Here is a 26,588-nt window from a genome sequence, read left to right as displayed (position 1 = left end):
GATCATCTCGTCGGCGTCCCCGCGGACCCGGAGGAGGACAGGGCAGGTGCCTCGGCCAGAGCGTCCCCTGGACGCCGGAGACAGCCCGTTACTACGCTTCGCGGCCGACCTGAGGGCGCTGCGCAGGAAGGCCGGCGACCCCACCTACCGCCGGCTCGCGCGGCTCGCCCACTACTCGGCCGCGACCCTGTCGGAGGCCGCCGCGGGCCGCCGGCTGCCCACGCTCCCGGTGACGCTGGCCTATGTGCGCGCCTGCGGCGGCGACGAGGCCGAATGGGAGCAGCGCTGGCGGCGCATCAGCGAGGAGCGGGCCGAGCCCGTCGATGACGGCGCCGCACCGTACGTGGGACTGGCCTCCTTCCAGGCGGAGGACGCGGCGCGGTTCTTCGGCCGCGAACGGGTGACCGGCGAGCTGCTGCGACGCGTCACCGAGCAGCGGATCGTGATGGTGTTCGGCGCGTCGGGCGCGGGCAAGTCGTCGCTGCTGCGCGCCGGGCTGCTGGCCGCCGTCCAGGAGCGGGGGCGCCCGGCCCCCGCGGCCCCCGGCCGGGCGGTCCACAACCAAGCGGTCTCGGGCCAGGCGGTCTCGGGCCCCGCGGTCTCCGGCCGGGCGGGCGACCGGCCCTGGCGGGCCCTGCTGTTCACGCCAGGGGCGCACCCGCTGGAGGAGTGCGCGATCCACCTGGCCCGCCTGTCCGGCGGCACCCCCGGCCCGTTGCGCGACGAGCTCGCCGCCGACCCCCGCGCCCTGCACCGCCTGGCCCGCCAGTTCCTCGGTGACGAGCCCCCGGGCACGGAGCTCCTCGTCATCGTGGACCAGTTCGAGGAGGTCTTCACCCTCTGCCACGACGAGGAGGAACGCGCCCGGTTCGTCGGCCTGCTCCTCACCGCCGCCCGCGCCGACGGCAGCCGCTGCCGTCTCGTCCTCGGCGTACGAGCCGACTTCTACGCCCACTGCACCAGCCACCCGGCGCTGCTGGAGGCGCTGCGCGAGGCCCACCTGCCCCTCGGCCCGATGACCGCCGACGAGCTGCGTCAGGCCGTCGTCCAGCCGGCCGTGCGGGCGGGCTGCATCGTGGAGGGCGCGCTGGCCGCACGGATCGTCGCCGACGCCGCGGGCCAGCCCGGCGCACTCCCGCTGGTCTCCCACGCCCTGCTGGAGACCTGGCACCGGCGGCGCGGCACCACCCTGACGCTCGCCGGGTACGAGGCGGCGGGCGGCCTCAGCCAGGCCGTCGCCAGGACCGCCGAGGACGCCTACACCGCGCTCGACCCGTCCCGGCGGGAGCTCGCCCGGCAGATCCTGCTGCGCCTGACCGCGCTCGGCGAGGGCACCCAGGACACCAAGCGCCGCATCCGCCGCCACCAGCTCGACGACGACCCCGCCACGGGCGCCGTCCTGGAGCATCTGGCCCGCGCCCGCCTGGTCACCCTCGGCCGCGACAGCGTCGAGATCAGCCACGAGGCCCTCATCGGCTCCTGGCCGCGCCTGCGCGACTGGCTGGCGGAGGACCGCGAGGGCCTGCGCGTCCACCACCGGCTCGCCGAGGCGACCGAGGCGTGGGCGGCGCTCGGCCGCGACCCCGGATCCCTCTACCGCGGGACGGCCCTCGCCCTGGCGAGCGAGTGGGCCGGTCGTCACGACGCGGCGCTCACCGCCCGGGAACGGGAGTTCCTGTCCGCGGGCATGGCCGCCGAGGCGCGCGAGGCGATCGTGGCCCGCCGCCGCACCCGGCGGCTCAGGCTGCTGGTCGCGCTGCTCAGCGTGCTGCTCGTCGTGGCGGGGACCGCCACCGGGTACGCCGTGGCCGCCCAGGAGGCGGCGACCGGGCAGCGTGACATCGCCCTGTCGCAGCGGGTCGCCGACCAGGCGATCGGCCTGCGCGCGGTCAACCCGCCGCTCGCGGCGCAGCTCAGCCTGGCCGCCGACCGGCTCGCGCCCACCCTTGAGGCGCGCGGCAGCCTGCTCGGCGCGTTCACCACGCCGTTCACCACGCGGCTCGACCACGAGATCAACACCGTGGCCTTCACCCCCGGCGGGCGCGTGATCGCGACCGGCGGCGACGACCGGACGCTGCGCCTGTGGGACCTCGCCATCCCGCACCGCCCGCGCCTCACCGCCGAGGTCCCCGGACTGAGCGACGACGTGGAGACGCTGCGCTTCAGCCCGGACGGAACCCTGCTCGCCGGCGTCCTCTACGACGGCGTGCTGCGCCTGTGGCGGGTCGCGGGCGGCGCCCTGCGGCCGGTGGCGACCGTGGCCGCAAGCCCGAAGGCGCTGTTCGGCCTGGCGTTCCACCCGGACGGGAGGTTGCTGGCCACGGGCGGCGACGACGGCGTCCTGCGCGTGTGGGACCTCGCCGACCCGCGGACCCCGCGCCTGGTCACCACGGCCGCCGCGCACCCGGCTCAGGCCGCCGGGGCTGGTGCGCCACCGGTTCACGTCACCACGGCCGCCGCGCACCCGGCCGGCGTCATCACGGCCGCCGTGCATCCGGGAGGCGTCAGCACGGCCGCCGTGCCGCCGGCTCGCGTCACCGCCGTCGCGTTCCTCCCCGGTGGCCTGGTCACGTCCGGCGACGACGGCACCGCCGCCCTGTGGCGGCTCACCGGCGACCACCGGGCGCGCCTGCTCAGCCGCGTGCGCCACGGCGACGGCAGCCTCACGTCGGCGGCCGTCAGCCCCGACGGCCGTACCTTCGCGACCGCCGGCTGGGACCACGTCACCCGGCTGTGGGACGTCCGCGACCCGCGCCGCCCCGTCCCCCTGTCGCGCCTGACCGGCCACTCCGGGCCGCTCCAGGCGGTCACCTTCAGCCCCGACGGCCGTACGCTGGCGACCGCCGGGTGGGACCACACCACGCGCCTGTGGAACGTCGCCCGCCCGCGCACCCCGCTCCTCGTCACGACGCTGACCGCGCACGCCAACACCGTCTGGTCGCTCACCTTCAGCCCGGACGGCCGTCTCCTGGCCTCGGCCAGCTCCGACCACAGCGCGCTCCTGACCGACCTGCCCGGCCCCGTCCTGTCGACCGGCGACTCGGCCGTCTCCACCGCCGCGTTCAGCCCCGGCGGGCGCACCGTGGCCGTGGGGGGCGAGGACTTCACCACCCGGCTCTGGGACGTCGCCGACCCGTACCATCCCCGGCCGTTGTCGCTGCTCACCGGCCACACCGGCCAGGTCGAGTCGGTCGCGTTCAGCCCGGACGGCGGGCTGCTGGCCACGGGGAGCATCGACGGCACCGTCCGCCTCTGGGGGGTCGCCGGCCCGGCCCGGCCCAGGCCGGTGGCCGTCTTCCGGGCGCACGCGGAGGGAATCCGTTCCATCGCGTTCCGTCCGGGCGGTGCCGCCGCCCTGCTCGCCACGGCCAGTCCGAGCGATCCCGTCGTACGGCTGTGGAACCTGGCCGACCCCGGACGGCCCCGTCCCGCCGGGGCGCTGCCGAGCCAGGGCGACGGCACGTTGTCGGTCGCGTTCAGCCCCGACGGGCGCACCCTGGCGACCAGCCTGCTCGACGCCGCGGTGCTGTGGGACGTCACCGACCCGGGCCGGCCGGCCCGCCTCGGCTCGACCGGCGAGCACGGCGACGCGGTGCAGGCCGTCGCGTTCGCCCCCGGCGGCCGGACCCTGGCCACCGCCGGCCTGGACCGGACGGTGCGGTTGTGGGACGTGACGCGCGGGCGCGCTCCCGCGCCGCTCGCGGTGCTGTCCGGCCACACCGACGCGGTGCGGGGGCTCGCGTACGCCCCGGACGGCCGGACCCTGGCCACCGCGAGCCTCGATCGCACGGTGCGGTTGTGGGACGTGACGCGCGGGCGTGCCCCCGCGCCGCTCGCCGTGCTGTCCGGCCACGCCGACCGCGTCTACTCGGTCGCGTACGGACCGGACGGGCACACCCTCGTCAGCACGAGCGAGGACCGGTCGGCGCGGCTGTGGCGCGACGACCTCGGGGGCGTCGCCGCGCGCGTCTGCGAGCTCGCCCGGCCCCGGATCACGCGGGCGGAGTGGGCGCAGTACTTCGCCGACCTGCCCTACCGGCCGCCGTGCCCGTGAAGGCACGCTCCCCGAGCACGCGCATGTCCGCCCCACGGGAACGGGCGTCCCCTGTGTCCCCGTACGTGGACGAGAACAGAGGGGACGCCCGGCCGGAGCAGAGGGCCTCAGGGGTTGATCTTGACCCAGAAGGGGTCGTTGACGAACAGGATCCGGTCCCTCCAGAAGAAACCGCTCAACGAGCCGCCGGCCGAGGTGTTGTCACCGGGCGGGACCCAGCGGACCGAGAAGTCCCAGGTGCCGCTGCTCGCCCCCTCGGCGGTCGCCCGGAAGGGGTATTCGTCGCACTGCCAGCCCTCCGCCACCTGCTGGGGCGTCCGCGGCGGCAGCCGCGTCGCCGCGGTGTAGGGGCCGCCGCTCTTGCAGGCGTAGTCCTTCCACGTCTCGTTGGCGTTGCCGATGGTGCCCTCCTTCTCGACCCGGTGCAGCGGGTTCGGCGGGCTGTCACCGGGCTCCCACCAGCCCGGGAACACCTTCCGGTGGTTCTCGATGGGGTAGGTGCCGTCCGGGTCGAGCTGCGCGTCGCGGATGTGCCGGGCGACCGCGCCGTGTTTGGTGCTGGACAGGTTGTACTGGATGTGCGGGATCACCGCGGTGAACACGCACGCCTTGTCGTACGGCCGGCCGAAGATGGAGAAGTAGTCGGCCGAGTCGCAGCGCAGGGGCAGGGGCAGGGTGTGGCCGACGCGGTCCTGCTCGGGGAAGGTGAGCGACCTGCTGTCGGTGACCAGGTACCAGTCGGGACGGGTGATCTTCTCGCGGCTGGAGTCGCCGGCCTGGGCCGGGGCCTGGATGTCCCAGGACGTCCACTGGGTCGTGGTGTTCCACGCCTGCCACGTGGTCTTGTCCTGTGACTGGTCGGTCCAGCAGAAGGCGGGGTTCTGCCGGCCCTGGACGCACTCGGCGTGCACCCCGAAGAACAGCCGGCTCGGGTCCTCCGGAGCCGTCCAGTCCACGTAGCGCACCGTGGCGGGCACCGGCCGCCAGAACACCCGGATGGTGCGCTGGGTGTTGCTGCCCAGCGCGACCATCTCCCACCGGATCCAGACGCTGCCCACGTAGAAGCGGTTTCCCGCCTGGTCGGTCTTCTCGTAGCGCGTCTCGTGCTCGATCTCCTGGCACCACAGGAGGCGGTTGTAGGTCCAGCCCTGGAGCCGCCGCGCCTCGCGCTGGACGAGGCAGTCATTGGTGTCGGGCTGGGGAGGAGTGGCCGGGAAATCGGCCGCGGCGGCGAGCAGGCCGTGCTCGGGGCGGCTCCGGGGGGCCTTGTCGGCGTCGAAGTAGGAGTGGTCGCCGAGCTCCCGGGCCATCCGCAGCGCCCGCTCGTGGGCCTCGGCGTCCGAGGGCGAGGGTGAGGAGGCGATCCGGGAGGCTGCGGTTGCGCTTGCCGCGGGTGCGGTCGTCGCGGTGGCCGCCGTCGCGGAGGAGGCGCCCAGGCAGGTCGCCGTCACGAGGGCCAGGCCGAGCACCGCGCGCGTCAAGGAGGAAGGGCGGCTCATGACCGGGCCCCCGTGTCCTCCGGCACGCCGCGCCCGGCGAGCGTGTTCTCCCAGGGGCACCACGGCAGGTTCGGTATGGGGCCGTAGTTGACGCCGCCGCTCACGTGGGTGGCGGGGAACCCGCCCCAGCCCCCGGCGTCCCAGAACTCGTCGGCCTCGGTGTAGAGCCAGATGTCGTTCAGCCACTGCTGGACGGGCGGATTCTCCGGACCGTGGGCCTGGCAGGCGAACCAGCTGTCGCCCGCGTTCAGCCTGCCGATGGGCTGCCACACGCCGCCGACGTAGTTGTAGACGTCGCCGGCGCGGTAGGCGCGGCAGTAACGGGTCGCCCAGCGGACGCCCATGGGGTCGGTCGCGACCGGTCCCGCACCCCAGCAGCCGTCGGGCGGCGCGGTGGCGGACGGCACCGGCTCGACGGCCGGGGCGCCGGGTGGCGCGGCGGCTCGGGCGGGTGAGGTGGCGAGTGCGGTGGCGGCTAACGCGCACACCGCCGCGACACCTGTCAGACGCCTGACAGCGGACATGGTTCTCCTTCGCGAAGGGTCGGCGGAACTCGCCGAATCAGGAGGGAAGGGAGAAGATCGGCATCTTCCTGCCGGTCCGCTGACTGTCTAGCCGAGTGAAGTTGTTCGGATTCGGGGCGGCGAAGGCGAACAATCAACCTCGAACAACGGCCTCGTGGGCCCATGGAGCCGAAGGGGCAAACCTTTCGCCCGTCCGCGGCATCGAAGAGAAGGACACGAACAACCTGATCGACGAAACGGGGACGGGGATGCACACGACTCGACTGGTGGCGGCCGCGGCACTGGCGGCCACGACCACCGCGCTGCTGATCGCGAGCCCGGCCGGGGCCGCCACCGCCGCGCAGGCTCAGGCGGCCGCCGCGCCGACCCCGGCCGCCGCCGCGCCAGGCTCCTTCGGCCCGTACGGCTACGGCGGCGTCAAGCTGGGGATGACGGCCGAGCAGGCCAAGGCGACCGGCAAGATCGTGCTCAAGTCGCGCGACTATTGCTCCGGCTGGGACTACAAGGCCCACCCCAACCCCCGCGACGAGGTGAGCCTGTACATCTCCAAGAAGAAGGGCGTGGCCGTCATCTCCGCCCCGCGCGGGGCCCGCACCCCCGAGGGGGTCGCCGTGGGCTCCACCCTGCGCCAGGTGCAGAAGGCGTACCCGAAGGTCCAGAAGGAGATCAACGGCTACCACGTGAGCGTGCCGGGCAACCGCAAGGCGTCCTACTACTTCGGCGTCGACCGGCGGAACAAGGTCGAGACGCTCGCCCTCGAACTCAACGACCAGGACTGCGTGAACTGACGGTCACGGGGTGAGCCCGGCCGGGGCGGGGGCCCGGTCGCGCGGACCGTCCGTGGCGGCGACCGCGCCCAGCACCAGCGTGGCGACGGCGGCGAGCACCAGCGGCGGCACGAGGCCGGGCGCCAGGACGACGAGCAGCCCGGCCGCCGCCAGCACGCCGAGCCCCGCCAGGCGGTTGACCGGCACCCACCCGAACACGGCCCGCACGAACAGCGCGTGCCCCGCCAGGAACAGCGCCGGGCCGCCCAGCAGCGTGAGCGCCGCGCCCGCCGTGATCCGGTCGAACGGGTGCGCGATCGCCAGCTCGTCGCCCACGGCCGCCACGATGATGCCGGCCACCATGGGGATGTGGATGTAGGTGTACGCGGACCTGCCGAGCCGCCCGGTGTCGTCCACGTGGGCGGCGGTCTCCGTGGCGGCCTCGGCGGTGCGGTGGAAGTACACCCACCACGTGGCCACGCTGCCGAGGAACGCGATGGCGAACGCGGCCACGGCGGCGGCGCTCAGGTGCGGGTGGTCGGCCAGCGACACCCCGGTCACCAGCACCGACTCGCCCAGCGCGATGATGACGAAGAGCTGGCAGCGCTCGGCCATGTGGGCGCCGTCGATCGTCCAGTCGGTCGTGGTGACGCGGCCCAGGAACGGCATGCGGTAGCCGAGCCACGGCCCCGCGTACTCCACGGCCAGCGCGAGGGCCCACAGCACGCCCTGGGCGATCCCGCCGAGCGCGGCGCCCGCGACCCACAGCACCGCGCTGAGCACGTGGTAGGCCAGCACCAGCCGGAACGTCACGCCGATCGGGTGCGCGCGCGCCGCGATCGACACCACGAGCGTCCGCCCCACCTGGAGGGCGACGTAACCACCGGCGAACCACATCGCGCGTGGCCCGAACGCCTGCGGCAGCGCCGCCGCCATCACCAGCCCGGCCAGCATGGCGCCGGTCAGCGTCAGCCGCAGCACCGGATGGTCGGGATCGCAGTAGTTGGTGGTCCAGGTGGTGTACATCCACGCCCACCACACCGCCAGCGTGAGCAGCACCGTCTGCCCTACCCCGGCCATGTCGAGGTGGGCGAGGAGCAGGTGCGAGAGCTGGGTGATGGCGAACACGTACACGAGGTCGAAGAACAGCTCGACCGGCATGACCCGGGCGGTTTCGCCACGAGGGCGAAGGATCTGCGCTGGCACTGGTTTCCTCCACGAACAGGCGAATCACAACACAGGCGAAACACAACAGGGGAGTCCGGTATGTCGCCAATGACAGCTCATCGTAGAGCCGGAGATCACCCACCAGGGCTGGTGAAGGAGACGGAGGACGATCCGTCAGGAGTCGGTGACCGCCTGACCGGCCTGCGCCTGCTCGATGCGGCGGTAGACGTTGTCGCGCAGGCGCAGCACGACCGCCGCCAGCAGCGCCGCCGTCAGCGAGCCCGCCAGCACGGCGATCTTCACGTACGCGTCGCGCGCGCTGCCCGCCCCGAAGGCCAGCTCGCCGACGAGCAGCGACACGGTGAACCCGATGCCCGCCAGTACCGCCAGCCCCGCCACGTCCACCCAGGCCAGGTTCTCGTCCAGCTCGGCGTGCGTCAGCCGCGACACCAGCCAGGTGGCGGCCATGACGCCCAGCGGCTTGCCGAGCACCAGCCCGGCGACGACGCCGACGGCGACCGGGTCGGTCAGCGCGCGGCCCAGCCCGTCCACGCCGCCGATCGTCACCCCGGCCGACAGGAACGCGAACACCGGCACGGCCGCCCCCGCCGACAGCGGCCGGAAGCGGTGCTCGAAGTGCTCGGCCACCGTCGCGTCCCCCCGCGCGGGCACGGCGAAGCCCAGCAGCACCCCGGCCACCGTGGCATGCACGCCGGAGGCGTGGACCAGGGCCCACGTGAGCGCGGCCAGCGGCAGCAGCAGCCACCACGCGCGCACGCCCCGCCGTACGAGGAGGGAGAAGACGGCCAGCGGCACGGCCGCGCCCAGCAGCGGCAGCGGCGCCAGGTGCTCGGTGTAGAAGACGGCGATGATCACGATGGCGAGCAGGTCGTCGACCACGGCCAGCGTGAGCAGGAACGTGCGCAGCGCGGCCGGCAGGTGCCGGCCGATCACCGCGAGCACCGCCAGGGCGAAGGCGATGTCGGTGGCGGTCGGGATCGCCCACCCCCGGCCGGCGTCCGCCGCCCCGGCGAGTGAGGTGGTCACCAGGTACGCGACGGCGGGCACGAGCACGCCCCCGACGGCGGCGGCGACGGGCACGGCCGCCCGCCTGGGGTCGCGCAGGTCGCCTGCCGTGAACTCGCGCTTGAGCTCGAGCCCGGCGACGAAGAAGAACACGGCCAGCAGGCCGTCGGCCGCCCAGGTGGCCAGGTCCAGGCGCAGGTGCAGGGCGGCGGGGCCGACCTCGAAGGAACGCAGCGCCTCGTACCCGTGCGCCCACGGGGAGTTGGCCCACAGCATGCCGAGCAGGGCGCCGGCGAGCAGGAGCGCTCCGCCCACGGTCTCGGCGCGCAGGATGTCGGCGACGCGCCGGGACTCCGCGCGGGAGCCCAGGCCGAACAGGCGCAGGACACGGGTGGACGGGGTGCGGCTCATGGCAAGGACTCCCTGGAAGGGTCGGCGACGGACCAGCCGACCAGACTTCCCGGCACACCGCCGACAACCTTACCCATAAGCGCATATGTCACGCATACCCCTGACCTGGCCGCGACGCGGGCAGCGTCAGCACCATCGTCAGGCCGCCCCCCGGCGTCTCCTCCGGCGCCAGCGTGCCGCCCATCGCCTCCGCCAGACCGCGCGACAGCGCCAGCCCCAGGCCCGGACCGTGGTGGTCGCGCCGGTCGCCGAGCCGCTGGAACGGCAGGAAGATGCTGTCCCGCGCCTCCGGCGGCACGCCCGGCCCGCGGTCCACGACGCGGAGCTGCACCTGCCCCGCATGGCTGCCCGCGGTGACCAGGACCTTCTCCCCGGCCGGGCTGTAGCGGACGGCGTTGGAGACGAGGTTGACGACGATCCGCTCCAGCAGGGCGGGGTCGGCGACCACCTCGGGCAGGTCGAGGGAGACGGCGTCGCGGACGCGGGGGGCGAGCGGCCCGAGCTCGTCCACGGCCAGGGGCACGACCTCGTCGAGCGCCACCGGCTGGAGGGCGACGCCGAGCGCGCCGGCCTGCAGCCGGCTCATGTCGAGCAGATTCGCGACCAGCCGGTCGAGGGTCGTGAGCGACTCGTCGGCGGTGGCCAGCAGCTCCGCCCGGTCCTCGGGCGACCAGTCGACCTCGGTGCCGCGCAGGCTGTCCACGGCCGCCTTGGCGGCGGCGAGCGGGGTGCGCAGGTCGTGGCTGACGGCGGCGAGCAGCGCGGTGCGCATGCGGTCGGCCTCGGCCAGCGGCTCGGCGCGGGCGGCCTGCTCGCGCAGCCGTTCCTGGCGCAGCGCGACCGCGGCCTCGGCGGCGAACGCCTCCAGCACCCGCCGGTCGGCCGCGTCGAGCAGCCGGCCGCGCGCGGCCAGGACCAGGCGGTCGTCCACGGTCACGTCGGTGTCGGCGGCGTCCGGGCAGGTGGCGGGCCGGCCGCCGGAGGTGGCCACGATGTGCCACGCCTCCGGCTGCGCCTGGTCGTCGGGGACCGGCGCGCCGCCGCGTTCGAGCAGCGTGACGGACGTCAGGCCGAACGTCTCGCGCAGCCGCCCCAGCAGCGAGGGCAGCGCGGAGTCGCCGCGCAGCACGTGCCCGGCCAGCGTGGACAGCAGCTCGGCGTCGGCGCTCGCGCGGGCGGCCTCCCGGGTACGGCGGGCGGCCAGGTCCACGATGGCGCTCACCGCCGCGGCCACCACGACGAACACGGCCAGCGCCAGCAGCGCCTCCGGATCGGAGACCAGCAGGCTCCGGTAGGGCGGGGTGAAGAAGTAGTTGAGCAGCAGCACGCCGCCCACGGCCGCGGCCAGCGCCGGCCACAGGCCGCCGGCCAGGGCCACGGCGATCACCCACATCTGGAACAGCAGGATCTGGCTCGGCAGCCCCAGCGTGTCGCGCAGCGCGTGCAGGACGGCGGTGAGGGCGGGCAGCCCGAGCGCGGCCATCGCCCAGCCGAGCAGCCGGCGGCGCCGGGTGAGCGCCGCCCCGCCGCGGGGTCGCCGCCGCCCCTTGCGGGCTCCCTCGTGGGTGACCAGGTGGACGTCGATGGGGCCGGACAGGGCCGTGGTGGTGACGCCCACCCCCGGCGACAGGATCTGCGCGAACCGGCCGCGCCGCGACGCGCCGAGCACGAGCTGGGTGGCGTTGACACCGCGCGCGAAGTCCAGCAGCGCGCGCGGGACGTCGTCGCCGACCACCTGGTGGTACGTGCCGCCCAGCGACTCCACCAGCGCCCGGTGCCGGGCCAGGCCGGCCGGATCGGCCCCGGCCAGGCCGTCACCGGTGGTCACGTGGACGGCCAGCAGGTCCGCGCCCTTGGACCGCGCGGCGATCCGGGCCGCCCGCCGCACCAGCGTGTCGCCCTCCGGACCGCCGGTCACCGCCACCACGACCCGCTCGCGCGCCTCCCATGAGTCCTCGATGCCGTGGGCGGCGCGGTAGCGGTCGAGCTGCTCGTCCACCTTGCCCGCCACCCACAGCAGCGCCAGCTCCCGCAGCGCGGTCAGGTTGCCCTCGCGGAAGTAGTTGGACAGGGCGGCGTCGATCTTCTCGGCCGGGTAGACGATGCCGTGGGCCATCCGGCGGCGCAGCGCCTCCGGCGACATGTCCACCAGCTCGACCTGGTCGGCGCGGCGCACCACCTCGTCGGGCACGGTCTCGCGCTGGGACACCCCGGTGATCTCGCGGACGACGTCGTTGAGCGACTCCAGGTGCTGGATGTTCACCGTGGTCACCACGTCGATGCCGGCGTCGAGGATGTCGTCGACGTCCTGCCAGCGCTTGGCGTTGCGCGAGCCGGGCACGTTGGTGTGGGCCAGCTCGTCGACCAGCGCCACCCTCGGGGCGCGGGCGATGACCGCGTCCACGTCCAGTTCGGTGAAGCTCGCGCCCCGGTGGACGAGGGTGCGGCGCGGCAGCACCTCCATGCCGTCGAGCAGCGCGGCGACGGGGGCGCGGCCGTGGGTCTCGGCGTAGCCGACCACGACGTCGCGGCCGCGGGCCGTCGCGCGCCGGCCCTCGCAGAGCATCGCGTACGTCTTGCCGACCCCCGGAGCCGCGCCCAGGTACACCCGCAGCCGTCCCCGTGGCACCGCCCCTCACCTCCTCGCCCGGACGGGCGCCGGGCGGGAGTCCCCGCTCCGGCATAAACCCAGGCTACGACCGGTGGCGGGCCGCGTGATCAGCGCGTGGGGCACGCGTGTCCTGCGCGTCCGAGAGGCGTGCGATGCTGGCGATGTCCGGAACCCGGGGGCGGCTCCGACGTCCTCCGGGACAGGCTCCACCACGGAACATCCAGGGACGGGCGACCATGGACACCGAGGCACTGCTGCGGGACCTCACCCCCCGGGTCCTCGGCGCGCTCGTGCGCCGCTACGGGCACTTCGACTCCGCCGAGGACGCCGTGCAGGAGGCGCTGCTGGCCGCCGCCGTCCAGTGGCCCCGCGACGGCCGGCCCGCGGACCCGGCGGCCTGGCTGATCACCGTCGCCTCCCGGCGGCTCACCGACCTGCTGCGCGCCGAGCAGGCCCGCCGGCGGCGCGAGGACGCGGTCGCCCGCTGGACTCTTCCGGACGACTGGCTCGCCCCCGCCGCCGACCGCCGGGAACGCGACGGCGACGACACGCTCATCCTGCTCTTCCTGTGCTGCCACCCGTCGCTGTCGCCGGCCTCGCAGATCGCCCTCACCCTGCGCGCGGTCGGCGGCCTGAGCACGGCGGAGATCGCGCGGGCGTTCCTGGTGCCGGAGGCCACCATGACCCGGCGCGTCACCCGGGCCAAGCGGACCGTCCGGGACAGCGGCCTGCCGTTCGCGCTGCCCTCGCCCGCCGAGCGGGACCGGCGGCTCGCCGCCGTGCTCCACGTGCTCTACCTGGTCTTCAACGAGGGGTACGCGAGCACGGCGGGCCCGCGCCTGCACCGCGTCGAGCTCGCCGCCGAGGCCATCCGGCTGGCCCGCCTGCTGCACCGGCTGCTGCCCGGCGACGGCGAGGTGACGGGGCTGCTGGCGCTCATGCTCCTCACCGACGCCCGCCGGCCGGCGCGCACCGCGCCCGACGGGACGCCGGTCCCCATGGCCGAGCAGGACCGCGGCCTGTGGGACGCCGGGCTGATCGAGGAGGGCGTCGCCCTCGTCACGGCCGCGCTGCCGTCCGGGCCGACCGGCCCGTACCAGCTCCAGGCCGCCATCGCCGCCGTCCACGACGAGGCGCCGAGCGCGGAGCTGACCGACTGGCCGCAGATCCTCGCCCTGTACGAGGTGCTGCTGCGGATCGACGGCGGGCCGGTGGTGCGGCTGAACCACGCGGTGGCGGTCGCCATGACGCACGGCCCGCGGGCGGGGCTGGCCGCCCTGCGGGAGCTGGAGGGGGACGAGCGGCTGGCAGCGGGCCACCGGCTGCACGCGGCGCGGGCGCACCTGCTGGAGACGGCCGGCGACCGGGAGGCGGCGCGCCGGGCGTACCTGGAGGCCGCCGCGCGCACCACCAACCTGCCGCAGCGCCGCTATCTGAACGCCCGCGCCGCCCGGCTCTGAGGAAGGGGCCCGGGGGTCGCTCTCCGGTGTGCTACTCTGAGGACAGTTGCAGTTGTGGTACCCATACAAACTTTGTGTGCGCCTGACGGTATGTAACCGTAGGCGCATTTTTGTTTTCCGGTCATCTCCGGATGGGCTCATTGCGGCGACACGGAATCCGCACACGGCGGACTCCGGCTCTGCCTAACCAGAAGGAGATCGACATGGCTGAGGGAACCGTGAAGTGGTTCAACGCTGAAAAGGGCTTCGGCTTCATCGCCCAGGACGGCGGCGGCGCCGACGTCTTCGCCCACTACTCCAACATCGTGTCGCAGGGCGGCTACCGTGAGCTGCACGAGGGCCAGCGCGTGGCCTTCGACATCACGCAGGGCCAGAAGGGCCCGCAGGCCGAGAACATCGTCGCCGCCTGATCCGGCCGGCGCCACGAGAAGGGGCCCGCACCGTCACCGGTGCGGGCCCCTTCTCGTCTTCGTGCCGCGGGCGCGCGCTCAGGGCACGACCGTGAGGCAGCGGTCCAGGCCGGTGACGCGCAGCAGCCTGGTCAGGAGCGGGCGCGGGGACTTCAGCGTGAGCGTCACGCCCCGCGGCCGGGCCCGCCGCTGGATGCCGATCAGGACGGCCAGCCCGGAGGCGTCGCAGAACGACACCGCGGACAGGTCGACGATGAGCAGCCCGGCCCCGCCGGGCAGGGCGCGCATCAGCCGCCGGCGCAGGGCATGGCTGGTGAAGATGTCGATCTCGCCGTTCAGGTGCACGGTGGTGACGGTGAGAACATCGGCTCCGTCCGACGGAGCGGGCGCGAGAGTGGTCATGGAACGCTCCTGTCGGAGGAAGCGGAAAGGTGACCGTCCGGGAGTCGCGCCATCGCGCCTGCCCCTCCGGGCCCCTCGGGAGGGGCCCCGGTCTTCTATCGCCGCGGGCGACGCCGACCTGTTGCCAACGCACGAAAAGTCCTCGGTCCCCCCACCCTAGCGGATGGGGCTCCCATGGAGTGATCATCAGCTCGGTGTCGTCGTCCCCGGCGCGGCGCCGCTATCTGCAGGCCCGCGCCGCCTGGCTGTCCACGGGCGCCCGACGGCCGCCGGGCGCCCGCCGGAGCGCGAGGGCGGTCACGGCGAGCACGCCGAGGGCGCACACCGCCGGCACGGCCAGCCCGGCCCGCGCGGCCGTCTCCCATCCGGACTCCAGCGACCCCAGCAGCACGGTCCCCGTGAGCGTGCCGCCCAGGACGCCGCCCGTCTCCTGCACCGTGCCCAGCACCCCGGCCGCCGCGCCGGACCGCTCGGGCCGCACCCGGGCCAGCGTCGTGGAGATCAGCGGCGACATCAGCAGCCCCATCCCGGCGCCCGTGACGAGCAGCGTCCCCGCCACCTGGTACGCGACGCCGTCGCCCGCCCCGGCCATGACGTGGTGCAGGAGAAGCAGCCCCAGCAGCAGCGTCGCCGCGCCCACCAGGGGCACCCCCGCCCCCAGGCGGCGGGCCAGGGCGGCGGTCCGGGAAGAGCCCGCGAGGAACCCGGCGTTGAGCGCCGTGCACACCGCCCCGGCCGCGGCCGGGCCGAGCCCGAGCCCCTCCTGGAGGTACAGGGCCAGCACGAACGACAGCCCCGCCGAGCCGCCGAACAGCAGCGCCACCGCCACGAGCCCGCCCGCGAACCCCTTCTCGCCGAAGACGTCCAGGTCGAGCAGCGGCTGCCGGCCGGCGGCGGCCAGGCGGCGCTGCCGACGGGCGAACCCGGCCAGCAGCGGGACCGAGGCCGCCAGGCACAGCCACGTCCACGCCGGCCAGCCCTGCTCCCGGCCCTGGGCCAGCGGCAGCACGACCGCCACGAGCCCGGCCGCGACCATCCCCGCCCCGGCCACGTCCAGGCCGCCCCCGGCCACGTCCAGACCGGCCCCGCGCCGGGCTCCGCCGGCGCGGCGCCGAGGCTCCCGGGCGGGCGACGGGGAAGGAGCCGGGAGGTGGGCCGAGGCGGGCGGCACGGCGGGCACGAGGCGCGGGGTCACGGCGAGCGCGAGGAGCCCCAGGGGCACGTTGACCAGGAAGCAGGCCCGCCAGCCCAGCTCCCACGGGTCCGCCGCGATCAGCAGGCCGCCGATCACCTGCCCGCTCACGCCCGCCAGCCCGACGGCCGTGCCGTACCAGCCGAACGCCCTGGCCCGGTCCGCGCCCCGGTACAGGCCGCCGAGCAGCGTCAGCACCTGCGGCGCGAGCAGCGCCGCCGCCACGCCCTGCACGACCCTCGCCAGGATCAGCGCCCAGGCCCCCGGCGCGGCCCCGCAGGCCGCGGACGCCAGCGTGAACAGCGCCAGCCCCGCGGCGAAGACCCGGCGCGGCCCGTGCAGGTCGCCGAGCCGGCCCGCGACGACCAGCCCCGCCGCGTACGCCAGCCCGTACCCCGCGATCACGAGCTGCGCCTGCGAGCCGTCGGCGGGCAGGCCGGCGCGCATCGAGGGCACCGCCACGTTGGCGATGAAGAAGTCCAGGGTCGTCATGAAGACGGCGACGAGCACGACGGGCAGGGCCCACCAGCGGTTGGGGACGGTGGCCATGAAGGGGCTCCAGGGGACGGAGGGACGGTGGCGATGGGAGAACACCGCGCGCGTCCGAACGGTTGAGCCCACCCTGGAGCCCGCCGGTTATGGATCGCTGACGATCGGCTACGGATGGCGTTATGGCCGACGTACAACCAGATGGTTGAGAATCGAGCCGGATAGAGCTATCCTCAACCATATGGTTGAGGATTCGCCGGAGCTGGACGCCGTGTTCCACGCGCTGGCTCACGACGCGCGGCGCGAGATGCTGCGCCGGCTCGCGACCGGCGCGCTGACCGTGGGGCAGCTCGCCGAGCCCCTGCTGATGTCGCTGGCGGCCGCGTCCAAGCACGTCAAGGTGCTGGAGAACGCGGGGCTGGTCGAGCGCACCGTCATGGGGCGGCGCCACGTGTGCCGGCTGCGGTCCGCGCCGCTCGCGGGTGCCGTCGCGTGGCTGCGCTTCTACGAGCGCTTCTGGGACGAGCGCATCGACGCGCTGGAGCGGGTCCTCGACCGTCCGCCCGCGCCGGACCCGGCGCAGGCACGTCCGGGTACGTCCGATGAGACACCGTCACGTTCACCCGCGCCCGGGGAGGCGTCATGAGCACGCAGCCACGTCCGCACCCGTCCAAGGAGGCCGCCATGAGCGCCGAACCCGCGAACTTCCCCGCCGTGCGCCGCGAGCGCACCCTGTCCGCGCCCCCGCCGGCCGTCTACCGGGCCTGGCTCGACCCCGACGTCCTGCGCCGATGGCTGGCGCCCGGCGACCTGGAGCACGCGCGGGCCGAGGTGGACGAGCGGGAGGGCGGCCGCTACCGCGTCTGGCTGACCCGCTCCGACCAGCCCGTCAGCGGCTTCGACGCCCAGATCCTGGAGCTGGTGCCAGACCGGCGCATCGTCTGGCGCTGGGGCTTCACCGGCCCCGACCGGGAGGCGGGGCCGAGGTTCGACTCGGTGCTCACCGTCACCCTCGGCGAGACCGCGGACGGCGGCACCCACCTGGTGGTGCTGCACGAGCACCTCGACGCCCTGGCCACCGCCATGCCCGAGGTCGCCGGACAGATCAGCGGCGGCTGGGACAGATGCCTCGACCGGCTCCCGGCGGCGCTGGCGACGGCGCGGACGGCGGCGCAGCCGTGAGCGCCGACCTCGGGCCCGCGGCCGGCGTCCTCGCCGGCCTCGTCCGGCCGCTGCCGGATGACCTGCTCACCGCGCCCACGCCGTGCGGGTTCAGCGTGGGGGAGCTGCTCGACCACATCGACGGCCTCTGCGTCGCGTTCACCGCGGCCGCCACGAAGACGAGGCGGGAGGACGGCGGGCGGGCCCGCACGCCCGACGCGTCCCGGCTGGGCGAGGACTGGCGCGAGCGCGTGCCGGCCCGCCTGCAGGAGCTGGCCCGGGCGTGGCGCGAGCCGTCGGCGTGGACCGGCGCCACCGAGGTGGGCGGCGGCACGATGCCGGGCGAGATCGCCGGCGCCGCCGCGCTCGACGAGGTCGTCGTGCACGGCTGGGACCTCGCCGTCGCCACCGGCCGCCCCTATCCGGCCGGCGACCCCGCCCTGGAGGAGGCCGTGCGGGTCGCCCACGCCTGGGTGACCACGGTCGTCGCCCAGGCTCCGGAGGGCAGCCCGGGCCTGTTCGGGCCGCCGGTGCCCGTGCCCGGCGACGCCCCGCTCCTGGACCGGCTCGTCGGCCTCACCGGCCGCGACCCCGCCTGGAAGCCGGACGCCCGCTGAGCGGCCGGGCCGCGTAGAGGGCGGCGGTCTCGGCCGCCCTGCGGGCCAGGGTGTCACGCAGCTCCGCGGGCTCCAGCACCTCGACGTCGGGGCCGAAGGCGAGTAGCGCCCCGGCCGCGCCCAGGGAGCGGAAGCGCAGCTTGACGCCCACCCGCTCCCCGTCGCCGCCGGACGGGCCGGAGGAGCCGGACGGGGCCCAGGAGCCGGACGGGGCGGAGGGGGCGGAGGGCGCCAGGTCGGCCTGGTGGACGCGCAGGAACCTGTCCAGGACGTCCCGCCGGACGCTGACCGTGACGGGCACCGGGGTGGGCACGTCGTCGACGCGGCGGCGCAGGGTGTCCCACAGGGCGGCCAGTTCGAGCCCGTCGCGGCGCCGGGCGGGCTGGTCGGCGACCTCGGCGGAGGAGACGCGGTCGGCGCGGAACAGCTTCGGCTCGCCGCGGTGGTCGGCCACCAGGTACCAGACGCCCGCCTTGTTGACCAGCCCGTACGGGTCCAGCGTGTACGCGCGGGGACGGCTGTCGCCGCCGTGCCGGTAGCGCAGCCGCAGGCGCCGGTCGCCGAAGACGGCCTCCTGCAGTACGGCGAGGTCGGGCGCCGGCTGGGCCGGGCCGCCGCGCCAGCGTACGGGGTCGATGAGCACGCGGCGGCTGGCCAGGTCGGCCTCCGGCCGGTGGGAGGCGGGCAGCGCCGCCATGACCTTGCGCAGCGCCGAGCCGATGGCCCGCCCCAGGCCCAGCTCGTCGTGGGCGGTCCCGGACAGCAGCACGAACAGGGCGCGGGCCTCGTCGGTGGTCAGGCCGGTGACGTCGGTGCGGAAGCCGGGCAGCAGCGCGATGCCGCCGTGGGGCCCGCGCACGGTGTAGACGGGCACGCCGGCCGACGACAGCGCCTCGACGTCGCGCATGACCGTGCGCACCGACACCTCCAGCCGCTCGGCCAGCGTCCCGGCGGGCATCCGGCCGTACGTCTGCAGCAGCAGCATGATGGAGAGCAACCGGTCTGATCTCATGGCGGGAAAACTTTCTCACGTATAAGACACAACCTGTCATATACGGCGGCGAGGATCCAGTGACCGGGGCCCGTACGGACGGCTCCGGGACACCGCGAAAGGGAAAGCACTGTGACCAGCACCAACGCCTCCGCCCAGCAGATCGCCGAGGACTACACCCGCGCGTGGATGAGCGGCGACGTCGACCAGGCGCTCGGCTTCCTCGCCGAGGACGTCGTGTGCGACGCGCCCGCCGGCCGGATCGAGGGCCGGGCCGCCTACCGGGGCTTCCTGGAGGGCTTCCTGCCCAAGCTCACCGGGTCCTCCATCACCAAGGTCCTCGGCGACGGCACGAGCGCCGCCGTCGTCTACACCACCGACACCACGTTCGCCCGCGACTTCCGGGCCATGGACTACCTGACCGTCGGCGACGGCAGGATCACCCATGTCGTCACCGTCTTCGACCGCCTGCCCGCCGCCCAGGCCGGGCGCCGTGGAGAAGGCTGACCCCGGTACGAGCAAAAAGCCGCGCGGAATCCGTGCGGCGGGTGTCGTGATCGGGCGGGTCCGTTCGTCCATGGAGTGAGGGCCGGTGAGAGGCACCGGCCCGCACCCGTGAGGAGCCAGAGATGACCAACGCGATCACCGGTGTCCGGACCGTGGCCGTGCCCGTCGCCGACCAGGACCGGGCCGTCGAGTTCTACGTGGGCGTCCTCGGTCTCGCCAAGCGCCTGGACGTCCCCGCCGGCCGGTTCGGCGGGCGCTGGATCGAGGTGGCGCCCGCGGGGGCGGCGACCTCGATCGCGCTCGTCCCGGCGGACGAACGCACGCCGGCCGGGACCGACACGGGCATCCGTCTCACCACGGGCGACGCCGCCGCCCTCCGCGAGGAGCTGGCGGCGCGCGGCGTCGAGGTGGGCGAGCTGCTGCGATGGGAGGGGGTCCCGCCGATGTTCGTGCTGCGCGACGCGGACGGCAACGGCCTCGTGGTCGTCGAGTGACGAGGGCGTCGAGTCTCTCGTGGTCGTGGTCGTGGCCGGGACCGTGGCCGGGACCGGGGCCGGGGCCGGGGCGCGGAGGCCGGTGAGCCGGCGGTGAGCGCGCGGTGAGCCGGCCCCGGCACGGTTGTCCCATGGCCGGTCCGCACCGAGGACCGGGGCACTTGAGGAGCGGACATGGGTTTCCTGGCGGGCAAGACGGCACTGGTGACGGGCGGGTCGCGGGGCATCGGCCGGGCGGTGGCGCTACGGCTGGCCGCCGAGGGCGCCGAGGTCGCCGTCCACTACGGCGGCGACGACGACGCGGCCAAGTGGACCGTGACCCGGATCGAGGAGGCGGGCGGCCGCGCGTTCGCCGTGCGGGCCCGCTTCGGCGAGGACGGCGCGGTGGACCGGCTCTTCGACGGCCTGACCGCCGGGCTGGCGGGACGCGGCCTGGACATCGTGGTCAACAACGCGGGCATCGGCTCCGGCAACCCGATCGCGCGGGTCACCCCGCAGGAGCTGGACCTGCTGCTGGCGATCAACGTGACCACGCCGTTCTTCGTGATCCAGCGCGCGCTGCCGCTGCTGAACGACGGCGGCCGCATCGTCAACATGGGCTCGACCGCCAGCCGCTTCGCCGTCTCCACGCAGATCGGCTACACCATCAGCAAGGCCGCGCTGGAGTCGATGGCCCCCTCGCTGGCCAACGAGCTGGGCAGGCGCGGCATCACGGTGAACACCGTCGCGCCCGGCGCCGTGCGCACCGATCTGACCGCGGGCCACACCTCCATCCCCGAGGTGGTCGCCGGGCTGGAGGCGATCACCGCGCTCGGCCGGCTCGGGGAGCCGGAGGACGTCGCCGACGTCGTCGCCTTCCTGGCCGGGCCGCAGGCCCGCTGGGTGACCGGCCAGACCGTCGACGTCTCCGGCGGGACGTACCTCGGCCCCATCGCCTGACCACGGCACCGCGCCCCCGATAGGGTACGTGCCGATGTTCGGACGGAGATCAGCCATCGAGGACATGGCCGGCCAGGCCGCCCGGTCGGCCGCGCGGTTCCTGCGCACCGCGGACGCCCTCGGCGACGCCGGCCTGCGGAGCCCGTCGGGGCTGGCGACGTGGACGCGTGGTCACGTGCTGGCCCACGTCGCCCGGAGTGCCGACGCGTACGTGTGGCTGCTGCGCCTGGCCCGCACCGGCACCGAACCCGGCCCCAGAGCGGACGCGGCGGCCATGGCGCGGGCGGTCGAGGAGGGCGCGGCTCTGCCGGCCGCCGAGCTGCCGGCGGACACGCGCCGCAGCCTGGACCGGTTCGCCGGGGAGGTCGGCACGATGCCGGGCCCGGCCTGGGACACCATGGTCACCGCCCTCGCGGGCTGGCGCCATCCCGCCTGGTACGTCCTGTGCCGGTGCGTGCGCGAGCTGGAGACCCATCACGTGGACCTGGCCGCCGGGTACCGGACGGCCGACTGGCCGGAGGCGTATGTCGCCTGGGCGCTGGAGGAGACCCTGGCCGCCCTGGCGGCGCGCGGCTTCCCGCTCTCCCGGGTCACCGCCGCCGACCACGGCCGGACCTGGGAGGTCTCCCCGGAAGGGCCGGCGGTCACCGCTCCCGGTCATGTCCTGCTCGGCTGGCTCAGCGGCCGCACCCCCGCCGCCCGGGTCATCGGCGACGGAGAGCCCGGGATCTTGCCGGTGCCGCCCCCGTGGCCGCAGCCGCCCGTCCCCGGCTGGGGGCCGGCGGCCGGCTGACGACGGCCGCGCGAGGGCAGACCCGATCGGCGACGGCCGGGGGAGAGCGGGCCAGGCCGGCGGTCAGGCGAGGCCCGCGTCGTGGGCGAGGAGCGCGACCTGGGTGCGGTTGTCCAGGCGGAGCTTGGTGAGGATGCTCGACACGTGTGCCTTCACCGTCGTGAGCCCCATGGCGAGCTCCGCGGCGATGTCCGCGTTCGTCCCGCCGCGCGCGATCGCGAGGGCCACCTCGTGCTCGCGCGGGGTGAGCGCGGCGAGCGCGGCGCGCGCCCGCTCGTAGGCCCCGCTCTGGGCGACGGTGCGCTCCATCAGCCGCCGCGTGACGCGCGGCGACAGGATCGGGTCGCCCGCCGCGACCCGCAGGACCGCCTCCACGATGCGCGGCGGCGGGGTGTCCTTGAGCAGGAACCCGCCGGCGCCGGCGCGCAGCGCGTGCACGATGTTCTCGTCGGTGTCGAAGGTCGTCAGCACGATGACCTCCGGCGGCCTGGCGCGGGCGCGCAGCCGGCGGGTGGCGGTGATGCCGTCCACGCGCGGCATCCGCAGGTCCATGAGGACGACGTCGGGGGCGTGGGCGTCGGCGGCGGCGACCGCCTCCTGCCCGTCGGCCGCCTCGCCGACCACGGTGATGCCGGCGGCGCCGTCCAGCATCATGGCCAGCCCGGCGCGGACCAGGGCGTCGTCGTCGACCAGGAGCACGCGGATCACTCCGGCCATGGTAGCCAGGCGTGCAGCCGGAACTCCTCCCCGGTGCTCTGATGGTCCAGGCGCCCGCCGGCCAGCCGTACTCGTTCGGTGAGACCCACCAGGCCGACGCCGCCGCCGGGCACGGCCGGGGCCGAGCCGGGCGCAGGCAGCGGGTTGCGCATGTCGATCAACAGGCGCGTGCCGGGAGCGCCGCTCAGCACCACCTCCACCGGGTGGCCGGGGGCGTGCTTGCGGGCGTTGGTCAGCCCTTCCTGGACGACGCGGTAGCCGATCATCCCGGCGGCGGCGGGCGGGGAGGCGCCGCCGGTCCCGTCGTCCACCCGTACGAGCTGGCCCGCCTCGCGCGCCTCGCCGAGCAGGCGCGGCAGGTCGGCCAGCGTGGGCCTCGGCCGCGGCTCGTCCAGCAGGTCCTCGTCCTCGCGCAGCAGGCCGATCACCTGGCGCAGCTCCTCCAGCGCCTGGTGCACCCCGGCGCGGATCACCCCGGCGGCGCGGGCGAGCTGCTCGGGGGAGGAGTCGGGGCGGTATTCCAGCGCCCCGGCGTGGGTGGCCACCAGCGACAGGCGGTGGGCCAGCACGTCGTGCATCTCCCGGGCGAGCGCGCGGCGCTCGGCCATGCGGGCCTCGGCGACCCGCCGGCCCTGCTCGGCCTCGGCGCGGCGGGCGCGCTCGCGCAGCGACGCGAGCAGCGCGCGGCGGGACCAGGCCAGCCTGCCCCAGCCGAGCAGCGCGGCGTACGAGGCGCACACCAGCAGCAGCCACCAGCCCGGGGAGATGCCGGAGCTCGGCCGCCACAGCCCCTGGACCAGGTGGGCCGCCATGCCCGCCGCCGCCACCGCCGCCGCGACGGGGAGCCGCCCGCGCTGCGCCATCAGCAGCGCCCCCGTCGTCGCCGCCGGCGTGGCCACGGGGGAGAGCGTGGCGAGGAGGGCGGCCGCCAGCGCCCCCTGGACCGGCCATCGCACCTGGGCGAGCGCCGCGACCACGCTCGCCGCCGCGACCGCGACGTCCAGGCCCGTCAGCGGCCCGCCGGCCTGCCCCCACAGCGACGCGACGGTGAGCACGCCCACTCCGGCGGCCACGCTCGCCACGGCCATGGTCCTCGGGGGGCAGGTCGCGTTCATCCGGCACACGCTAGCGCCGGGGACGGCGGGTCCGTCACCTACCGAAGGAGGATCCGGCCCCCACCGGGGGAGGACCGCGCGCGACCGCGTGCCCGATGCGGCGACCGGCCCGGCCGGGCCAGGCTGACCGGCGTGGACACTTCACTCAAGAGACTCCTCACCGTGATCGGCGCGACCGCCGCCGCCCTGGCCGTGTGGGCGCTGGCGGTGCCGGTGGCCGGGGTCACGCTGACGGTGCGGACGGGCGGCGGCGCGCAGACGGTCGGGGCGGTGCCGGTCGCGGTGGTGAGCCTGCTGGCCGGGTTGGCGGGCTGGGCGCTGCTCGCCGTCCTGGAACGGCGGGCGGCCCGGCCTCGCCGCATCTGGACGATCACCGCCCTCGTCGTCTGCGTCGTGTCCCTCGCCGGCCCGCTGGGCAGCGCAGCCGGCGCCGCCGCGACGCTGGTGCTGCTGTCGTTGCACCTGGTCGTGGGCGCCGTGCTGATCACGTGGCTGGCGCGCCGCTGAACCGCGCGTCACGTGCCGGGGGCGGCGACGGCGTCCGGAGGCAGGCGGCGCGCCAGGCGGAGCAGCGCGAGGCAGGCGGGCACGAGGAGCGCGGCCAGCGCGATCCACAGCAGTGACGGCTCGGCGTCGAGGAGCGCGGCGTAGCCTCCGGGGGCGACGACGGCCGCCACCGCCCAGGTCTGCTGGTGAATCGCGAGGTACCGCCCGCGCAGCGCCGTCGGCGCCGTGGCGGCGGCGAGCGCCCAGGACGGCGTGGTGTGCATGAGCTCGCCCAGGGTGAGGACGAGCGTGGCCATCAGCAGGCCGCCCGCCCGCGGCGCACCCGGCGGCAGGAGCGCCGTCGCGGCGTAGAGCGCGCACGCCGCGACGAGGATCGCCCCGGCCAGCGCCATGGCGTGCGTACGGCGCGCGGCGCGTTGCCGGCGGCGTACCGCGAGCTGGCCGGCGGCCACCAGGACCGTGTTGAGGGTGTAGAGCACGCCCGTCAGCCAGACGGGGGCGCCCAGCACCGTCACCGCGTACACGGGCAGCGCCACCGGAAGGATCATGTGCGCGAGCGTGAACGCCTGCTCGGCCGCCACGAGAGCGACGAACGGCCGGTCGGCGAACACCGCCCGGTACCCCCTCGGCTCCCTGGGCGTCGCCGGCGCGGGCGCGCGCCGGCCGGAGACGACGAGGCACCCGGTCGCCACGAGGAAGCTGGCCGCGTTGAGCGCCGCGATGAGGGTGAAGCCGGCCCCGCCGGCGAGCGACACCGCCCCGGCCGACAGCAGCCCGCCGAGGCCGAACGCGACGTTCCTGGCGGTGGCCATCAGCGTGTACAGCTTGTCGCGGTCCGCGCCGCGCGCGAGGACCGCGACGTAACTCCCGGAGGCGGGATAGTAGGCGCGGTCGCCGGTGGCGACCACGGCGGCGACGGCCACGAGCGCGGCGAAGCCGTCCACGAACGGGTAGGCGGCGAAGCCCGCGGCGCGCAGCAGGTACGTGGCCATGAGCACGCGCCGCGCGCCGAAGCGGTCGATCAGCGCGCCGGCCGCCGGGTTCGCGGCCAGCCCCACCACGGCGGCGGCGGTCACGCCCAGGCCGACCGTGGTCAGGGGCAGACCGGTCACCTGGTGGATGAACAGGAGCGTGAGCGGGACGTACAGGCCGCTGCCCAGCGCGTCGGCGAACATGCCGACGAGGAAGGGCCGGGCGCCCGCGACACGTCCTCCGGTGGAGGTGATGATCACGGTGACGATTCTCGGGGCGGCGGCGGCCGGCGGGGATCGGCCGGTGGCCGGGGAAGCGGCTGGGTCGATGGTCCTACGACCTCGACGCCGTACGCGTCCCGGCCACCGCGCCGTGGTGCCGGAGCTCCGCTGCTGTGAGCTGTCGGCACCGGAGGGCTGGAGCCGGGTCGCCCCGGCCGTGGATCAGTGGCAGGGGGTCGCCGGGATGGTGTCCCTGATCCGGCCGTCGTCCTGGACGAGCTGGCCGGAGAAGCCGGTGGCGGTCAGGGTCAGCTTGAGCACGCCGTGCAGGTCGGTCAGGCGTACCAGGCTGTTGGGGTGCACCTCGTGCTCGAAGGTGTAGTTCTCGGCGCCGCCGAGGCCCGCGGTGACGGCCAGCGGGCCCGCCGCGGTGGCCTTGCCGTCGGGATCCTGCGGGCGGAACCGCTCGTAGACGTGGTCGTGGCCGTTGAGGATCAGGTCGGCGCCCGCGGCGTACAGCGCGCGCCACACCGGCAGGCTGACGGGGTCGTAGCCCTTGCTGCCGGAGTTGAACAGCGGATGGTGCCAGTAGGCGGCGACGCACTTCTTGGTGGTGCGGGCGAGGTCGCTCTTCAGCCAGGTCACCTGCGCCGAGCCGGCGGACATGGACTGCTCGGAGTCGAGGGCGACGAAGTGCCAGTTGCCGTGGTCGAAGCTGTAGTAGGTCTTGCCGGCGGGGGTGGCGATGGAGCCGAAGTACGCCTTGTACCCCGAGGCCCCTCCGGCGGGGTCGTAGTACTCGTGGTTGCCCGGCGTGGGTCTGGTCTTGGTCTTGAAGCGACCCCAGGTGGTGGCGTAGTAGGACCGGTACTCCGACAGCTTCCCGTCGTCGTACTGGTTGTCGCCCATGGTCAGCACGTAGACGGGGTTGATCGACTCGACCAGACGGGCGGTGCGCTCGTGCGGGCAGGCCGTCCCGTCGGCGGCGCGGCAGGTCCCGGCGATGTCGCCGGCCGCCGCGACGACGAACGAGCCGTCGCCGTCGCCGCCGCCCTTGCCGTAGACCTCCAGCTCCCACAGCGAGTAGCCGTAGGAGGTGCCCCGCGCCGTGCCGTACACCCGCACGTAGCGTCCGCTCCCGGTCACGGTCAGGTCGTCGACGCCGCCGTCACCGGAGGAGGTCGAGGACAGGGTGGTCCAGGTGGTCCCGTCGGCCGACACCTCCACCCGGTACGCCTTGGCGTAGGCGGCCTCCCAGGAAAGCCGCACCCGGCTGATCGTCGCGGGGCCGCCCAGGTCCACTCTGATCCACTGGGGGTCGGATCCTTCGGCGGAGGCCCACCGCGTCGTGGTGCTGCCGTCCACGGCCTTGTCGGCGGTGAGCGTCGAGTCCTCCACCGAGGACGCGGTGGCGGGCCGGCCCTGTGAGATGAGCCCGTCGTCCGCGTGGCCGGGCGTGGCCTGCCCGACCTGGAGCAGCAGGCTCGCCGCGAGCAGCGCCACCGCCGCCCTGATGCGTCTGGATAACACTCCGTTCTCCTT

At 75.3% G+C, this 26,588-nt stretch carries 24 protein-coding genes; 12 read left to right on the top strand and 12 right to left on the bottom strand.

Annotated elements, in window-relative coordinates:
* Positions 1–46 precede the first annotated feature (46 nt).
* A complete protein-coding gene (locus HD595_RS47055; RefSeq protein WP_253779127.1) occupies positions 47–4,054 on the top strand; it encodes an nSTAND1 domain-containing NTPase in 4,008 nt (1,335 codons plus the stop codon).
* A gap of 107 nt (positions 4,055–4,161) precedes the next feature.
* Here HD595_RS47055 and HD595_RS41140 read toward each other — a convergent pair whose 3' ends face one another.
* Together HD595_RS41140 and HD595_RS41135 are read right to left on the bottom strand one after the other, a co-directional pair.
* Complete coding sequence (locus tag HD595_RS41140; protein WP_253779124.1) at positions 4,162–5,553, bottom strand: NucA/NucB deoxyribonuclease domain-containing protein; 1,392 nt, start codon at positions 5,551–5,553, stop codon at positions 4,162–4,164.
* On the bottom strand, positions 5,550–6,077 hold the full coding sequence (locus tag HD595_RS41135; RefSeq protein WP_253779121.1) for a hypothetical protein: 528 nt from the start codon (positions 6,075–6,077) through the stop codon (positions 5,550–5,552). The genes HD595_RS41140 and HD595_RS41135 overlap by 4 nt, the downstream gene beginning before the upstream one ends.
* A 248-nt stretch (positions 6,078–6,325) precedes the next feature.
* On the opposite strand from HD595_RS41135, the gene HD595_RS41130 reads away from it, so the two are divergent.
* Positions 6,326–6,865, top strand: a complete 540-nt coding sequence (locus tag HD595_RS41130) for a hypothetical protein (RefSeq protein WP_253779118.1) — start codon at positions 6,326–6,328, stop codon at positions 6,863–6,865.
* A gap of 3 nt (positions 6,866–6,868) precedes the next feature.
* Here the strand turns inward: HD595_RS41130 and HD595_RS41125 are convergent, their stop codons facing one another.
* The 3 genes from HD595_RS41125 to HD595_RS41115 form a co-directional block, all read right to left on the bottom strand.
* Complete coding sequence (locus tag HD595_RS41125; RefSeq protein ID WP_253779115.1) at positions 6,869–8,005, bottom strand: low temperature requirement protein A; 1,137 nt, start codon at positions 8,003–8,005, stop codon at positions 6,869–6,871.
* Positions 8,006–8,185: 180 nt separating this feature from the next.
* Positions 8,186–9,448: a Na+/H+ antiporter NhaA gene (gene nhaA, locus HD595_RS41120; protein ID WP_253779112.1), complete on the bottom strand. Its 1,263-nt coding sequence runs from the start codon at positions 9,446–9,448 to the stop codon at positions 8,186–8,188.
* 88 nt (positions 9,449–9,536) lie between these two features.
* Positions 9,537–12,077: a sensor histidine kinase gene (locus tag HD595_RS41115; protein WP_253779110.1), complete on the bottom strand. Its 2,541-nt coding sequence runs from the start codon at positions 12,075–12,077 to the stop codon at positions 9,537–9,539.
* Between the two features lie 218 nt (positions 12,078–12,295).
* Here HD595_RS41115 and HD595_RS41110 point away from each other — a divergent pair, with 218 nt between their 5' ends.
* Positions 12,296–13,519 carry an RNA polymerase sigma factor gene (locus HD595_RS41110; RefSeq protein WP_253779108.1) on the top strand — a complete coding sequence of 408 codons (1,224 nt, stop codon included), beginning with the start codon at positions 12,296–12,298 and terminating at the stop codon, positions 13,517–13,519.
* Between the two features lie 203 nt (positions 13,520–13,722).
* Positions 13,723–13,929: a cold-shock protein gene (locus HD595_RS41105; protein WP_253779105.1), complete on the top strand. Its 207-nt coding sequence runs from the start codon at positions 13,723–13,725 to the stop codon at positions 13,927–13,929.
* A 78-nt stretch (positions 13,930–14,007) separates the two neighbouring features.
* On the opposite strand, the gene HD595_RS41100 is transcribed toward HD595_RS41105, so the two are convergent.
* Positions 14,008–14,331 (bottom strand): STAS domain-containing protein, encoded by a 324-nt coding sequence (locus HD595_RS41100; protein WP_253779102.1) that lies wholly within the window; start codon positions 14,329–14,331, stop codon positions 14,008–14,010.
* Positions 14,332–14,551: 220 nt separating this feature from the next.
* Positions 14,552–16,072, bottom strand: a complete 1,521-nt coding sequence (locus HD595_RS41095; protein WP_253779099.1) for an MFS transporter — start codon at positions 16,070–16,072, stop codon at positions 14,552–14,554.
* A 181-nt stretch (positions 16,073–16,253) separates the two neighbouring features.
* On the opposite strand from HD595_RS41095, the gene HD595_RS41090 reads away from it, so the two are divergent.
* Genes HD595_RS41090 through HD595_RS41080 form a run of 3 tightly spaced genes read left to right on the top strand, consistent with a single transcriptional unit; the run spans position 16,254 to position 17,790 of the window.
* Complete coding sequence (locus HD595_RS41090; RefSeq protein ID WP_253779096.1) at positions 16,254–16,658, top strand: ArsR/SmtB family transcription factor; 405 nt, start codon at positions 16,254–16,256, stop codon at positions 16,656–16,658.
* Positions 16,655–17,194, top strand: a complete 540-nt coding sequence (locus HD595_RS41085; RefSeq protein ID WP_253779094.1) for an SRPBCC family protein — start codon at positions 16,655–16,657, stop codon at positions 17,192–17,194. The genes HD595_RS41090 and HD595_RS41085 overlap by 4 nt, the downstream gene beginning before the upstream one ends.
* Positions 17,191–17,790, top strand: a complete 600-nt coding sequence (locus HD595_RS41080) for a TIGR03086 family metal-binding protein (protein WP_253779091.1) — start codon at positions 17,191–17,193, stop codon at positions 17,788–17,790. The genes HD595_RS41085 and HD595_RS41080 overlap by 4 nt, the downstream gene beginning before the upstream one ends.
* Here HD595_RS41080 and HD595_RS41075 read toward each other — a convergent pair.
* Positions 17,750–18,802 (bottom strand): helix-turn-helix transcriptional regulator, encoded by a 1,053-nt coding sequence (locus tag HD595_RS41075; protein ID WP_253779088.1) that lies wholly within the window; start codon positions 18,800–18,802, stop codon positions 17,750–17,752. The two genes, HD595_RS41080 and HD595_RS41075, sit on opposite strands and share 41 nt — an antisense overlap.
* A 111-nt stretch (positions 18,803–18,913) precedes the next feature.
* Here HD595_RS41075 and HD595_RS41070 point away from each other — a divergent pair, with 111 nt between their 5' ends.
* The 4 genes from HD595_RS41070 to HD595_RS41055 all read left to right on the top strand — a co-directional run bounded on the left by HD595_RS41070 (position 18,914) and on the right by HD595_RS41055 (position 21,514).
* Complete coding sequence (locus HD595_RS41070; protein WP_253779085.1) at positions 18,914–19,288, top strand: nuclear transport factor 2 family protein; 375 nt, start codon at positions 18,914–18,916, stop codon at positions 19,286–19,288.
* Between the two features lie 122 nt (positions 19,289–19,410).
* Positions 19,411–19,782 carry a VOC family protein gene (locus tag HD595_RS41065; protein WP_253779083.1) on the top strand — a complete coding sequence of 124 codons (372 nt, stop codon included), beginning with the start codon at positions 19,411–19,413 and terminating at the stop codon, positions 19,780–19,782.
* A 174-nt stretch (positions 19,783–19,956) separates the two neighbouring features.
* Positions 19,957–20,721 (top strand): SDR family NAD(P)-dependent oxidoreductase, encoded by a 765-nt coding sequence (locus HD595_RS41060; RefSeq protein ID WP_253779080.1) that lies wholly within the window; start codon positions 19,957–19,959, stop codon positions 20,719–20,721.
* Positions 20,722–20,755: 34 nt separating this feature from the next.
* A complete protein-coding gene (locus HD595_RS41055; protein WP_253779078.1) occupies positions 20,756–21,514 on the top strand; it encodes a maleylpyruvate isomerase family mycothiol-dependent enzyme in 759 nt (252 codons plus the stop codon).
* Between the two features lie 63 nt (positions 21,515–21,577).
* On the opposite strand, the gene HD595_RS41050 is transcribed toward HD595_RS41055, so the two are convergent.
* Both HD595_RS41050 and HD595_RS41045 read right to left on the bottom strand, forming a co-directional pair.
* Positions 21,578–22,231: a response regulator gene (locus HD595_RS41050; protein WP_253779075.1), complete on the bottom strand. Its 654-nt coding sequence runs from the start codon at positions 22,229–22,231 to the stop codon at positions 21,578–21,580.
* Entirely contained in the window at positions 22,219–23,346 is a 1,128-nt protein-coding gene (locus HD595_RS41045; RefSeq protein ID WP_253779074.1) for a sensor histidine kinase, read from the bottom strand. Before HD595_RS41045 ends, HD595_RS41050 begins: the two co-directional genes overlap by 13 nt.
* A 132-nt stretch (positions 23,347–23,478) precedes the next feature.
* On the opposite strand from HD595_RS41045, the gene HD595_RS47050 reads away from it, so the two are divergent.
* A complete protein-coding gene (locus HD595_RS47050) occupies positions 23,479–23,853 on the top strand; it encodes a DUF6069 family protein (RefSeq protein ID WP_253779072.1) in 375 nt (124 codons plus the stop codon).
* Between the two features lie 8 nt (positions 23,854–23,861).
* On the opposite strand, the gene HD595_RS41035 is transcribed toward HD595_RS47050, so the two are convergent.
* Both HD595_RS41035 and HD595_RS41030 read right to left on the bottom strand, forming a co-directional pair.
* The gene (locus HD595_RS41035; protein ID WP_253779070.1) at positions 23,862–25,085 is read right to left on the bottom strand and encodes an MFS transporter; all 1,224 of its coding nucleotides are present in this window, start codon (positions 25,083–25,085) and stop codon (positions 23,862–23,864) included.
* Between the two features lie 183 nt (positions 25,086–25,268).
* Positions 25,269–26,576: a discoidin domain-containing protein gene (locus tag HD595_RS41030; protein ID WP_253779068.1), complete on the bottom strand. Its 1,308-nt coding sequence runs from the start codon at positions 26,574–26,576 to the stop codon at positions 25,269–25,271.
* Positions 26,577–26,588: the final 12 nt, after the last annotated feature.

Origin of the sequence: Nonomuraea roseoviolacea subsp. carminata (assembly GCF_024172185.1) — a bacterium.
GTDB classification, from domain to species: domain Bacteria; phylum Actinomycetota; class Actinomycetes; order Streptosporangiales; family Streptosporangiaceae; genus Nonomuraea; species Nonomuraea roseoviolacea.
Note: the sequence above shows the minus strand (reverse complement) of the source record. Positions and strands in the feature narration are given on the sequence as shown.

Coding starts and splice junctions, on each gene's coding strand:
- HD595_RS41105 (WP_253779105.1), top strand. CDS start 13,723: ATGGCTGAGGGAACCGTGAAGTGGTTCAACGCTGAAAAGGGCTTCGGC.
- HD595_RS41095 (WP_253779099.1), bottom strand. CDS start 16,072: ATGGCCACCGTCCCCAACCGCTGGTGGGCCCTGCCCGTCGTGCTCGTC.
- HD595_RS41125 (WP_253779115.1), bottom strand. CDS start 8,005: ATGCCGGTCGAGCTGTTCTTCGACCTCGTGTACGTGTTCGCCATCACC.
- nhaA (WP_253779112.1), bottom strand. CDS start 9,448: ATGAGCCGCACCCCGTCCACCCGTGTCCTGCGCCTGTTCGGCCTGGGC.
- HD595_RS41050 (WP_253779075.1), bottom strand. CDS start 22,231: ATGGCCGGAGTGATCCGCGTGCTCCTGGTCGACGACGACGCCCTGGTC.
- HD595_RS41060 (WP_253779080.1), top strand. CDS start 19,957: ATGGGTTTCCTGGCGGGCAAGACGGCACTGGTGACGGGCGGGTCGCGG.
- HD595_RS41090 (WP_253779096.1), top strand. CDS start 16,254: ATGGTTGAGGATTCGCCGGAGCTGGACGCCGTGTTCCACGCGCTGGCT.
- HD595_RS41130 (WP_253779118.1), top strand. CDS start 6,326: ATGCACACGACTCGACTGGTGGCGGCCGCGGCACTGGCGGCCACGACC.
- HD595_RS41065 (WP_253779083.1), top strand. CDS start 19,411: ATGACCAACGCGATCACCGGTGTCCGGACCGTGGCCGTGCCCGTCGCC.
- HD595_RS41110 (WP_253779108.1), top strand. CDS start 12,296: ATGGACACCGAGGCACTGCTGCGGGACCTCACCCCCCGGGTCCTCGGC.
- HD595_RS41045 (WP_253779074.1), bottom strand. CDS start 23,346: ATGAACGCGACCTGCCCCCCGAGGACCATGGCCGTGGCGAGCGTGGCC.
- HD595_RS41135 (WP_253779121.1), bottom strand. CDS start 6,077: ATGTCCGCTGTCAGGCGTCTGACAGGTGTCGCGGCGGTGTGCGCGTTA.
- HD595_RS41140 (WP_253779124.1), bottom strand. CDS start 5,553: ATGAGCCGCCCTTCCTCCTTGACGCGCGCGGTGCTCGGCCTGGCCCTC.
- HD595_RS41085 (WP_253779094.1), top strand. CDS start 16,655: ATGAGCACGCAGCCACGTCCGCACCCGTCCAAGGAGGCCGCCATGAGC.
- HD595_RS41075 (WP_253779088.1), bottom strand. CDS start 18,802: ATGAGATCAGACCGGTTGCTCTCCATCATGCTGCTGCTGCAGACGTAC.
- HD595_RS41055 (WP_253779078.1), top strand. CDS start 20,756: ATGTTCGGACGGAGATCAGCCATCGAGGACATGGCCGGCCAGGCCGCC.
- HD595_RS41100 (WP_253779102.1), bottom strand. CDS start 14,331: ATGACCACTCTCGCGCCCGCTCCGTCGGACGGAGCCGATGTTCTCACC.